Annotated in this window: 11 protein-coding genes; 8 read left to right on the top strand and 3 right to left on the bottom strand. The window is 61.9% G+C overall.

All coding sequences use genetic code 11. The features are described from left to right. Positions 1-135: 135 nt before the first annotated feature. The 5 genes from atuC to ppnP all read left to right on the top strand — a co-directional run bounded on the left by atuC (position 136) and on the right by ppnP (position 6,051). A complete protein-coding gene (atuC, locus tag AC515T_RS09025; protein ID WP_496532194.1) occupies positions 136-1,752 on the top strand; it encodes a geranyl-CoA carboxylase subunit beta in 1,617 nt (538 codons plus the stop codon). 33 nt (positions 1,753-1,785) lie between these two features. Further along, positions 1,786-2,943, top strand: a complete 1,158-nt coding sequence (atuD, locus tag AC515T_RS09020) for a citronellyl-CoA dehydrogenase (RefSeq protein ID WP_496532193.1) — start codon at positions 1,786-1,788, stop codon at positions 2,941-2,943. 154 nt (positions 2,944-3,097) lie between these two features. Then, positions 3,098-5,068 carry an acetyl/propionyl/methylcrotonyl-CoA carboxylase subunit alpha gene (locus AC515T_RS09015; RefSeq protein ID WP_496532192.1) on the top strand — a complete coding sequence of 657 codons (1,971 nt, stop codon included), beginning with the start codon at positions 3,098-3,100 and terminating at the stop codon, positions 5,066-5,068. 62 nt (positions 5,069-5,130) lie between these two features. Further along, the gene (locus AC515T_RS09010) at positions 5,131-5,673 is read left to right on the top strand and encodes a 3'-5' exonuclease (RefSeq protein ID WP_496532191.1); all 543 of its coding nucleotides are present in this window, start codon (positions 5,131-5,133) and stop codon (positions 5,671-5,673) included. A 93-nt stretch (positions 5,674-5,766) separates the two neighbouring features. Continuing rightward, entirely contained in the window at positions 5,767-6,051 is a 285-nt protein-coding gene (ppnP, locus tag AC515T_RS09005) for a pyrimidine/purine nucleoside phosphorylase (protein WP_003183665.1), read from the top strand. A 179-nt stretch (positions 6,052-6,230) separates the two neighbouring features. Here ppnP and AC515T_RS09000 read toward each other — a convergent pair whose 3' ends face one another. Both AC515T_RS09000 and AC515T_RS08995 read right to left on the bottom strand, forming a co-directional pair. Beyond that, positions 6,231-7,040 (bottom strand): MOSC domain-containing protein, encoded by an 810-nt coding sequence (locus tag AC515T_RS09000; RefSeq protein ID WP_496532190.1) that lies wholly within the window; start codon positions 7,038-7,040, stop codon positions 6,231-6,233. A gap of 70 nt (positions 7,041-7,110) precedes the next feature. After that, positions 7,111-8,034 (bottom strand): chemotaxis protein CheV, encoded by a 924-nt coding sequence (locus tag AC515T_RS08995; protein ID WP_283556435.1) that lies wholly within the window; start codon positions 8,032-8,034, stop codon positions 7,111-7,113. A 479-nt stretch (positions 8,035-8,513) separates the two neighbouring features. Between AC515T_RS08995 and AC515T_RS08990 the strand changes: the two genes are divergently transcribed. The 3 genes from AC515T_RS08990 (at position 8,514) to AC515T_RS08980 (ending at position 10,754) form a co-directional block, all read left to right on the top strand. Further along, positions 8,514-8,984: a hypothetical protein gene (locus AC515T_RS08990; RefSeq protein ID WP_496532189.1), complete on the top strand. Its 471-nt coding sequence runs from the start codon at positions 8,514-8,516 to the stop codon at positions 8,982-8,984. Between the two features lie 220 nt (positions 8,985-9,204). Further along, complete coding sequence (locus tag AC515T_RS08985) at positions 9,205-10,098, top strand: sensor histidine kinase (RefSeq protein ID WP_496533096.1); 894 nt, start codon at positions 9,205-9,207, stop codon at positions 10,096-10,098. After that, positions 10,095-10,754, top strand: coding sequence for a response regulator (locus AC515T_RS08980; RefSeq protein ID WP_496532188.1), 660 nt, complete (start codon positions 10,095-10,097; stop codon positions 10,752-10,754). Before AC515T_RS08985 ends, AC515T_RS08980 begins: the two co-directional genes overlap by 4 nt. On the opposite strand, the gene yegS is transcribed toward AC515T_RS08980, so the two are convergent. Continuing rightward, positions 10,738-11,655 carry a lipid kinase YegS gene (yegS, locus tag AC515T_RS08975; RefSeq protein ID WP_496532187.1) on the bottom strand — a complete coding sequence of 306 codons (918 nt, stop codon included), beginning with the start codon at positions 11,653-11,655 and terminating at the stop codon, positions 10,738-10,740. The two genes, AC515T_RS08980 and yegS, sit on opposite strands and share 17 nt — an antisense overlap. Between the last annotated feature and the right edge of the window lie 191 nt (positions 11,656-11,846).

Below are 11,846 nucleotides of genomic sequence, written 5' to 3'. Positions count from 1 at the left end.
CACGTGTGGCGAGGGAGCTTGCTCCCGCTGGGTTGCGCAGCGACCCCGGCTTTTTGCGATTGCTGCGCAATCGAGCGGGAGCAAGCTCCCTCGCCACAGGGGGTCGGCTAATCCGTTCCAACACGAGGAGTCTGCATGCCGGTCATCGAATCGCACCTGGATCCCCACAGCGCTGACTTCGCGCGCAACCACGCGGGGATGCTGGCCGGCGTCGAACAGTTGCGCCAGCTCGAACGGGCCGTGGTGGAGAAAGCCGCCCAGGCCCAGGGCAAGTTCGACCAGCGTGGCCAACTGTTGCCGCGCCAGCGCCTGAACCTGCTGCTGGACCCCGGCGCGCCGTTTCTCGAGCTGGCGAGCCTGGCCGGCTACAAACTCCATGACGACAAGGACGGTAGCCAGGCCGGCGGTGGCCTGATCGCCGGGATCGGCTACGTGTCCGGGGTGCGGGTACTGGTGGTGGTCAACAACAGCGCGATCAAGGGCGGCACGATTGCCCCCAGCGGTTTGCACAAGACCCTGCGCCTGCAACAGATCGCCATGGAAAACAAACTGCCGGTCATCACCCTCGCCGAAAGTGGCGGCGCCAATCTCAATTACGCTGCGCAGATCTTCGTCGAAGGCGCGCGCTGCTTCGCCAATCAGGCACGTATGTCGGCCATGGGCCTGCCGCAGATCACCGTGGTGCATGGCTCGGCCACGGCCGGCGGTGCTTATCAGCCGGGTTTGTCGGATTACGTGGTGGTGGTGCGTGACAAGGCGCGGCTGTTTCTGGCCGGGCCGCCGTTGCTCAAGGCCGCGACCGGCGAGGTGGCCAGCGAAGAGGAACTGGGCGGTGCACTGATGCACGCACAGGTGGCCGGTACCGCCGAGTACCTGGCCGAGAACGACGCCGATGGCATACGCCTGGCTCGGGAAATCCTCGGCCTACTGCCCTGGAACGCGCAACGGCCGCCACAGCCCGAACGGACCTGGACGGAGCCGCTCTACCCCGCCGACGAATTATTGGGACTGGTGCCCGACGACCCGAAGAAACCCTATGACGTGGGGGAAATCATCGCCCGCATCGCCGACGGCTCGAACTTCCTGGCCTTCAAAAGCGAATTCGACGCCCAAACGATTTGCGGCCACCTGCACATTCGCGGCCATGCCTGTGGCCTGATCGGCAACAATGGGCCGATCACGCCCCAAGGCGCCAGCAAGGCCGCGCAGTTCATCCAGTTGTGCGACCAGAGCCGCACGCCGTTGCTGTTCTTGCACAACACCACCGGGTTCATGGTCGGCACGGAGTCGGAACGACAAGGGGTAATCAAGCACGGCGCCAAGATGATCCAGGCGGTGGCCAATGCCCGGGTGCCCAAGCTGACCGTCGTGGTGGGCGGCTCCTATGGCGCCGGCAACTACGCCATGTGCGGCCGCGGGCTTGACCCACGCTTCATCTTCGCCTGGCCCAACAGCCACACCGCCGTGATGGGCGGCGCCCAGGCCGGCAAGGTCCTGCGGATCGTCACCGAGGCCACGCAGCTCAAGAATGGCCTGAGCCCCGACCCGAAGATGCTGGACCTGCTCGAGCAAACCACCGCGCAGAAACTCGACAGCCAATCCACTGCCCTCTACTGCAGCGCCAGCCTGTGGGACGACGGGCTCATTGACCCGCGTGACACCCGCACACTGCTGGGCTACCTGCTGGACATCTGTCACGAGGCCGAACAACGACCCTTGCAAGCCAACAGCTTCGGCGTGGCCCGTTTCTGAGGACGCTCCACGGCTCACAGGAGAACAATAAAAATGATCTTCACCCAGGAACACGAAGCACTGCGGCGCACCGTTCGCCAGTTTGTCGAGCACGACATCAACCCTTACGTCGACGAATGGGAGAGGGCTGGGCGTTTCCCCATCCACGAGATTTTCTGCAAGGCCGGCGAGCTGGGCCTGCTGGGCATTTCCAAACCGCAGGCCTTCGGCGGCATGGGCCTGGACTACAGCTATTCGATCGTCGCGGCCGAGGAATTCGGCACCATTCATTGCGGCGGTGTGCCGATGTCCATTGGCGTGCAGACCGACATGTGCACCCCGGCCCTGGCCCGTTTCGGCTCCGATGAACTGCGCGAAGCGTTCCTGCGCCCGGCCATACGCGGCGAACAGGTGGGCTGCATCGGCGTCTCGGAAGTCGGCGCCGGCTCCGACGTCGCCGGGCTCAAGACCACGGCGCGCAAGGACGGCGACGACTACGTCATCAACGGCAGCAAGATGTGGATCACCAATGCGCCGAGCGCCGATTTCATTTGCCTGTTGGCGAACACCTCGGACGACAAGCCCCACGTCAACAAATCGCTGATCATGGTGCCGATGCGCAGCCCCGGCATCAGCCTCGGCCAGCACCTGGACAAACTCGGCATGCGCAGCTCGGAAACCGCCCAGGTGTTTTTCGACGACGTGCGGGTGCCCCAACGCAATCGCATCGGCCAGGAAGGCGCCGGGTTCATGATGCAGATGCTGCAATTCCAGGAAGAACGCCTGTTCGGCGCGGCCAACATGCTCAAGGGCCTGGAGCATTGCATCGACAGCACCATCGAGTACTGCAAGGCGCGCAAGACCTTCGACACGGCCCTGATCGACAACCAGGTGATCCACTTCCGCCTGGCGGAACTGGCCAGCGAAATCGAATGCCTGCGGGCGCTGGTCTATCAGGCCACCGAGCAGTACATCAACGGCCAGGACGTCACGCGACTGGCGTCGATGGCCAAGCTCAAGGCCGGGCGCCTGGCCCGGGAAACCACCGACAGTTGCCTGCAATACTGGGGCGGCATGGGCTTCATGTGGGACAACCCGGTCGCCCGGGCCTATCGCGACGTACGACTAGTGTCCATTGGTGCCGGCGCGGACGAGATCATGTTGGGCATCATCTGCAAGCTCATGGGCATTTTGCCGGGGAAGAAAAAGTGAGCGGTGTGCATGACCGGCCGCCATCGCGAGCAAGCTCGCTCCCACAGGGTTCATGGGTGAAGCCAAGTCTTGTATTCACCACAGTCCGACTGTGGGAGCGAGCTTGCTCGCGATGAGGCCCTAACAAACACCGCAAAACGCCAGGAATAACCCCATGCTCGCCTTCAGCAAAATCCTCATCGCCAACCGTGGCGAAATCGCCTGTCGCATCCAGCGCACCGCCCAGGCCCTGGGCTATCGCACCGTGGCGGTATTCAGCGAGGCCGACGCCGATGCGCTGCATGTGCGCATGGCCGATGAAGCCGTGCCGATCGGCCCAGCCCCGGTACAGCATTCCTACCTCGACGCCTCGGCCATTCTCGAGGCGGCCCGGCGCAGCGGCGCCGATGCGATTCACCCCGGCTACGGCTTTCTTTCGGAAAATGCCGGGTTCGCTCAAGCCTGCGCAGACGCCGATATCGTTTTCATCGGCCCCAGCCCCGAAGCCATCGACCTGATGGGCAGCAAGCGCCGCGCAAAAATCGCCATGATCCAGGCCGGCGTTCCCTGCATCGCCGGTTACCAGGGCGCTGCCCAGGACGACGACACACTGCAACGCGAAGCCGGGCGCATCGGCTACCCGCTGATGATCAAGGCCAGCGCCGGTGGTGGCGGCCGCGGCATGCGCCTGGTCCAGCGCGCCGAGGACCTGCTGGAGCAACTGCGCAACGCACGCTCGGAAGCTTTGCACGGCTTCGGCAGCGACGAGTTGATCCTCGAACAGGCCTTGATCGATCCGCGGCATGTGGAAGTGCAGGTCTTCGGCGACCACCACGGTCAATTGATCCACCTGGGCGAACGGGACTGCTCGATCCAGCGACGCCACCAGAAAATCATCGAGGAAGCGCCCTGCCCGATCATGACCGCCGACCTGCGCCAGGCCATGGGCGAGGCGGCACTCAAGGCCGGGCGTGCAGTGAATTACATCGGTGCCGGGACCGTGGAGTTCCTGCTCGCGGCGGATGGCCGCTTTTACTTCCTGGAGATGAACACGCGCCTGCAGGTCGAACACCCGGTCACCGAGTTGATCGCCGGCCTGGATCTGGTGGCCTGGCAATTGGACGTCGCCGCCGGCAAGCCACTGCCCCTGCGCCAGGACCAGGTGACGCTCAGCGGCCATGCCCTGCAAGTGCGGTTGTACGCCGAGGACCCGGCGGCGGATTTTCTGCCCCAGACCGGGCGATTGGTTGGCTGGGAGCCCCCCATCCGCGACGGTGTGCGAGTCGACCATGGTCTGCTGGAGGGCCAGGCCATCACCCCGTTCTACGATTCGATGCTGGGCAAACTCATCGTCCACGGCGCCACCCGCGAAGAAGCCCGACGCAAATTGTTGCGAGCGGTGGAGGATTGCGTGCTACTTGGCGTCCAGAGCAACCAGCGCTTGCTCGCCGGCTTGCTGGCGCATCCGCGGTTCATCGACGGCGACTTCGGCACCGGCTTCATCGGGCAGTATTTTGCCAATCATGCGGCGCTTTTGCCCCTTGAGCCCTCGGCCGAACAACTGGCCATCGCCACGGCGGCGTTTTATCAGGCTTCGCAGGTACGGCATGCACCCGGCCTGGGCGGATGGCGCAACAGCATCGGCACGGCGCTGCATTATCGGATCGGCGTCGGGGAACATGACTGGACGCTGAGCCTCGCCGCCGGAACCGACGGGACGCTCAACATCGACAATGCCGGACGCTCGATCGAACTGAAGCTGCTCGACGTTGACGCGCAGGGCGCAACGCTGGTCATCGACGGGATTCGCCAGCGCCATGCCTGGCGCCTCGATGGTCACGATCTCTGGCTGTCCACCCGCCACGGCGGCCTGCACCTGCAAGACCGGACCCTGGCCCCCGTCGCCAGCAAGGCCAGTGCCAGTGACGGTACGCTCCTGGCACCCATGGACGGTGCCATCGTCGAGGTGCTGGTCAGCGAAGGCAGCCCGGTGCGCCAAGGCCAACTGCTGATGGTGCTCGAAGCGATGAAAATGGAGCATCCACTCAAGGCAGGCATCGACGGCGTAGTCAGACAATTGCAGGTCACGCGGGGTGACCAAGTGAAAAACCGCCAGGTTTTGTTGCGCGTCGAAACAGGCCACTAGTCGGATGCGCAGGCTTTGACTACGCTCAAACCCATCAGCACGCCGACACCGGGAACCCTGCGATGCCTCACTGGCTGGTGATTGATCTGGAGGCCACCACCGATGAAGGTGGCTGGCCGGTAACCGAAATGGAAATTATCGAAATCGGCGCCACGCTGGTGAATCGAGACGGCCGCGAAGTGGATCATTTCCAGCGCTTCGTACGGCCCCTGAGGCGACCGTTGCTCACGCCTTTCTGTCGCGAACTGACTCACATCACCCAGGCCAATATCGACGGTGCCGCGCCCTTGACCGAGGTCTGGCCGGCGTTCGAGCGCTGGCTGGCGCCGTATCATCCGAAGCTGGAAAGCTGGGTCAGTTGGGGCGACTACGACCGCAAGCAACTGCTTCAGGAATGGCAGCGCCAGCAGTTACACAGTGTCCTTGGCCAGGTGCCGCACATGAACCTCAAGCAACGCTTCGCCAAGGCCCGTCGGCTGGAACGACCGCTGGGGCTCAATGGCGCGCTGCAACTGGCTGGCCTGCAATTTTGCGGGCAACAGCACCGTGCCCTGGAAGATGCCCGCAATACCGCGCGGTTGTTGCCCCTGGTGCTTCCGGGTTGAGCGGCGTCCACCGCCCGGCGCGGCAGATGACGAATGTTGCGGCCTTGTGCATACTGACCGGCCTTTTTCAGCCCCTTTTTCGAGGAATCGCCCATGTTTAAAGTCAACGAGTACTTCGATGGCACCGTCAAGTCGATCGCTTTTGGCACTGCCGAAGGCCCCGCGACCATCGGCGTCATGGCACCGGGCGAATATGAGTTCGGCACGGCCCAACGGGAGATCATGCATGTCGTCTCCGGCGCCCTGACCGTGAAGCTGCCCGACAGCACCGACTGGGAAACCTTCGCGGCCGGCAGCCAGTTCAATGTACCGGCCAACAGCAAGTTCCAACTCAAAGTGGCCGTCGACACCGCCTACCTGTGTGAATACCGCGGCTGATTCGACACATCACCAGAACTGGCTCCCTCCCGGGGCACGGTTACCTCTGTGGCGAGGGAGCTTGGCTGATTTTGTGGCGAGGGGATTTATCCCCTCGCCACAAAAGCTAGAAAAGCTGTGACGTGACAAACAAAAATGCCCGTGTCCAATGACACGGGCATTTTTATTCACGGCTCTTTTTATTCGAGCACTTCAACCGGCATGCCGACTTCAAGCCGGCCGTTGCTGTCGTTGACCAGGTTCTGGCCGAACACCGCACCGTCCGGTGTCGAACGGTATTGCTGCAACGTGGCGAAGGGTTCGCGATGCGGATCGCGTTCGCCGGTGTGCGGATCGACCGTGGTCATGATGCAGCGCGAGCAGGGCTTGACCAGCCGGAACTCCACCTCGCCGATACGAATGCGCTTCCAGCCGTCCTCGGCGAATGCCTCGCTGCCCTCGACCACCAGGTTGGGACGAAAGCGCAACATCTCCAGCGAACGGCCGACCCGGCTCGACAGGTCCTGCAATGAGGCCTGGCCGATCAGCAGCAGGGGAAAACCATCGGCAAAAGCGACCTTGTCGTCATCCTTGCCATAACCGGCGGCCGTGGTGCGCGCCAGTTCCACCGGCACATGCACCAGCCGCGTGGGATTGCCGATGAATTCGCTGACCCAGGCCGCGGCCTCGTCACCGGCGTCCGGCACACGCAAGGTGTCACGCCAGATGATCACGCCGCGCCGCTGCTCTTCGAGGGTAGCCGGCAGCGGTACGTCGATGGCGCCGTGGCCCAGCGCGCTGAGCGTCAAGCCGCCCGCCTCGTTCCACAACGCCGAGAGCTGGCTCATTTTCGCCACGGCGCGCTGGGTCAGGAACCGGCCCGTGCCTTCATCCACCAGCATCCAGCGCCGATCACCGTCCAGCCCGAGCTTGTCCAGGCCGATCTCCCGCAGGGGCTGGCCCTTGCCGGACTTCAACGGATACCGATACAGCGCGCTCAGCCGCAACATGGTCAACTCCCCGGTGGCAAAAAAATGCCACCTTATACGAGCCGGCCATTGAAGCAAACCACCATCGGTTTCAGTCGAGCATCAGGCGCTGGCGCACCACGTCGACCAGCTTGTCCGGCTGGAATTTGGAGAGGAAGTTGTCGCAACCGACCTTCTTGACCATCGAGTCGTTGAAGCTGCCGGACAGCGAGGTGTGCAGTACGACATAGAGCCCACGCAAACGCGGGTCGTTACGGATTTCGGTGGTCAGGCGGTAGCCGTCCATTTCCGGCATTTCCGCATCGGTGAAGATCATCAGCAATTTGTCGGTCATGACCTCGCCGGTATCGGCCCAGGCCTTGAGCATGTTCAGGGCCTTCAGGCCGTCGCTGGCGATGTGCATTTTCACGCCCAGTTGACCCAGGGTGTCGCGCAATTGCGAGAGTGCAACGTTGGAGTCGTCCACCAGCAGTACTTCGCGGCCACGGGCGCGCTCCAGCACCGGGTCTTCGAGTTTTTCCCGGGAGACCTTGGCGTTGTACGGCACGATTTCTGCCAGGACTTTTTCCACGTCGATGATTTCCACCAACTGATCGTCCACCTTGCTGATGGCCGTCAGGTAGTGCTCTCGGCCGGCGCTAGTCGGCGGTGGCAGGATGGCTTCCCAGTTCATGTTGACGATGCGGTCGACACCGCCCACCAGGAATGCCTGAACCGAACGGTTGTATTCGGTCACGATAATGGTGCTGTTGGCGCCCGGCACCAGCGGACGCATGCCAATGGCCTGGGACAGGTCGATCACCGGCAGCGTCTGGCCTCGCAGATTGACCACACCGCACACGAACGGGTGACGTTGCGGCATCAAGGTCAGCTTCGGCAGTTGCAAGACTTCCTGGACCTTGAACACGTTAATGGCGAACAACTGCCGACCCGCCAGGCGAAACATGAGAATTTCCAGGCGATTCTCACCCACCAGTTGGGTTCGTTGATCTACTGTATCGAGAATGCCGGCCATCGATGACTCCTGGGCTTGTTCGGATGAATCCAATAAAACAGATATCGGCGGCACGAGCCGAATCTTGACCCCGGATAAAATACAGCGAGGGCAATTGATATCACATTAACATCATGCTTTACTGGCTTCACGATTTCATCTGCCATTTCCCCCGCTGCGCGACTCCGGTTTGCGCACTAAGTTCCCCTGTCTAAGGGATTCCCCTAGGCACAATCAGGTCCAACCTGATATTCCCGTTATCCAATAGCCATTAATGTGACGCCATTCTCATTGCTGAACGGAGTCAGGCTTTTGTGCGCGACCACAGGACATCGGACCTGCAGCCTTTCGGCCGATCCCACCCGTGCAATCGTTTACGAATTCACCTTCGCTGAACGGCACGGGCGCATCGTCGCGCGTCCGTCCGCGGTCGACCTTGAGATCCAGCCGTTCGCCATACGCGGTTTCCTTTCGCCTGACATGATGTTGTGGAGATAAGCATGCCGAACGATCGTAGGGACTGGAATCAACGTCTTCCCGAATTTCTGATCGAGGCCGAGACACTGCTGGCCAAGTCGGAGGAATGCCTGAGCCATCTGCAATTGATCAACAACGACAAGGACGCCATCGACTGCATGCTCAGCACTTTGCTGAAACTGGCAAACAAGGCCAATGCCCTGGCGCTGGAAGCCGTTTCGGAGTTTTCCCTGCATATCCATGGCTTGCTCAGCCATGCGCAAAACCACATGGAGTTGCATGACCAGGCCCTGGACGCGTTGAAGGATTGCTTCACCCTGATGGCCTGGCAATTGGAACTGGTCGATCACACCACTGGCCAGTTGGGCCTGGACAGCAGCGAACAGACGTCCTTGATCGAGGCATTCGCCTTCCAGGTGGGCCAGAGTCCCGGCCAGGCATTGGCCGCGTCGCGTCCGCTGGCGTTGGTGTCTTATCCCCAGAAACAAGCCTGATACGATGGCGATGCGCCTGCTCCCTAGCGCTTTCACGGCTCCATGCCGAGCGCGACCAACGATAGGCGAAGTGGTACTATCTCCCGCGTCAGCCACTTCAAGAAAGCGTCATAAAAGCCGCCAACCGAAGCCGCCTTCGACCTGAAACGTTTACCCGACCCGGCCTGTCAGATGCGCTGACCGGCCTGCCCGCAGCGAACATTCATTGGCTCCATCCGCTATGCACGCCAGCCTCAAGTCATTCATCACCTGGCCTCCCTCCCGAGAAAACGCCCGTCGCTTCACATTATTATTGTGCATCTGCTCGACTCTCGGCTGCCTGCTCACCTATCTGTACGCCCACACGGTGCCACTGGGCCTGCTGGCCCTGAATGTCGCGGCCTTGAGCTGTGTCTGGATCCACCATCGATTGTCGCGCAAATCCATCAAATTCCAGCCCCAGGAGCTGGCCGACCGGTTGCTCGAGGTCCAGGAAAATGAGCGCCATCGGCTCAGCCGCGAATTGCACGACGACATTGGCCAATTGCTGACCGCGGCAAAACTGCAAGGCGAATGGCTCAAGCGGCGGCTGCCGGAAGAATTGCAAGGTCAGTGCGCGCTCCTGTGCGAGACCCTGGACGAAACCCTCAACAAGGTCCGCGACGTATCGGCGATCCTCAATCCCAGGGAACTGGTCAGCCTCGGACTTGAGGCCAGCCTGCGGGCGCACCTGCTCAAGACCCTGGCCAACGTCCCGGTGAAGTGGAGCCTCGATTGCCAGCAGCGCATGACGGGTATCCCGGAGGAGATGTCGGTCGCGGTGTTCCGGATCACCCAGGAAGCGGTTACCAATATCTTGCGCCATGCCCGGGCGACGAATCTGCTGGTACGCCTGCAACGCCTGCCCGACGGCCTGACCCTGCTGATCAGCGACGATGGCCAGGGATTTGTCCCGGCCAGCCACCCCGCTCGCGAAGGTCAACGGGGTATGGCCGGCATGCTGGAGCGGGTCGAACAATTGGGCGGCACCCTCAAGGTCATGAGCGAGGCCGGTAAAGGCACGCACATCGAAGCACGCTTTCCCTGGGCACCGCGCGCCCTGGAACGAGCCAGTAAGAATAAGGTTCTCCTTTGATTTGTAATTTGCTTCTGGTAGATGACCACTCCCTGATCAGGGCCGGCGTGCGCGCCCTGGTCATGGATATTCCAGGCTATGCCGTGATCGGCGAAGCCAATGACGGCACACAATTGGTGGAGCTGGTAGAACGACTGAACCCCGACATCGTGCTGCTGGACATTTCCATGAAGGACACCAGTGGCCTGGATGCCTTGCAACAACTCAAGCGGGTGCGCCCCCACAGCAAGGTGCTGATCCTGTCGATGCATACGGATCCGGCGCTGATCATGCAGGCGCTGGAATCAGGCGCCCATGGCTACCTGCTCAAGGACACCACCGCCACTGAGCTGAAACACGCCCTGGAAGCACTGCGCAATGACGAACGCTACCTGAGCCCGGCCATTGCCCACACGGTGATCAACCAGGCGCTGACCCGCGTGCAAAAACATCAGCCGGACCCTGCCCAGACCCATAACCTGACGGCACGCCAGTTGGAAATTCTGCGGTTGATCGTGCGTGGCAAGTCCACTCGGGAAATTGCCAATGGCCTGAACCTGAGCGTCAAGACCGTGGAAACCCACCGGGCGCAAGTCATGAAGCGCCTGCAGATCCATGACGTGGCCGGCCTTGTGCTGTTCGCGGTGCGTGAGCAAATCATCAGCCTGGATGACTGAGCGCCGTCGCGCCGCCCAACAGCGGCGAATCGGACGGCAGGTGCAGCCGCAGCGCCTTCGGACGGACAGTGAAGCGCAGGGTTTCGACCTGCAACGGTTCGCCATCGAGATTGATGTCCAGGCCTTGCGCGACCTTGATCTCCACCCATGGCAAGCGCGCGCGGACAAACATGTTGTCGATGCCCAGGCCGCCTGCCAGCAAGTCCTTCAACGTACTGACCACTTCCTGAGGCGCCGGCAGGATGCTGATGTCCAGCAATCCATCATCAGCCAACGCTTGCGGGCACAGCACATGGCCTCCCCCCGCCTGCCGGCCATTACCGATGCCCAGCGCGAGCAAATCGCCCTGCCAGGAAAAATCGGGGCCCTGCAACTCACCATAGGCGGCACTCAGTTCACTGAATCGCGACAAGCCCGTGAACAGGTAAGCGGCGCCCCCCAGGACTTTCTTGAGGTCCTCGGAGGTATTGGCCGTCACCTGGCTACCGAAACCGCCGGTGGCCATGTTCAGGAAAATCTTCCCACCAACTTCACCCACATCAATGGCCTGCGGCGCAACGTCCAATAAATCCAGGGCCTGCGCGGGTTCCAACGGAACACCGGCCGCCCGGGCAAAATCATTGGCCGTGCCCAGCGGCAGCAGTACCAGGCTGGCATCGCTGGACTTGAGGGCGATCGCTTCGGCGATATCACGCAAGGTCCCATCACCGCCGCCGGCGATCAGTCGCGTATAACCGGCATCCAGGGCCTCATCGACGCATCGCTGGGCATCACCGGCTTCCCAGGTCAACCGTACCGCCAGCTCCCAGCCCTGTTCGCGCTTGAGCATCACTGCCGCGCGAACCTCTTCGTTGAGCGCTTGCTTGCCATGCAAAATCAACAGCGCCTTGCCTTTGCTCATTGTGATCTCCGTCATTGGAACGTTCAGGCATGGGACCGCTCATTCGCGCGAAAAAGCCCGGCGTATCTCAATTTATTAAAAGAGCAGGACGGCTCGCCCGATCGACACGCCCTGATTCGAAGAGTTTTCTTACAAGATCTGGCGAATCAGCTCAATTGACCCTCTAGCGGTATTGAGACACCTTGGCTTCA

This window comes from Pseudomonas sp. FSO-7 (assembly GCF_059579345.1).
Note: the sequence above shows the minus strand (reverse complement) of the source record. Positions and strands in the feature narration are given on the sequence as shown.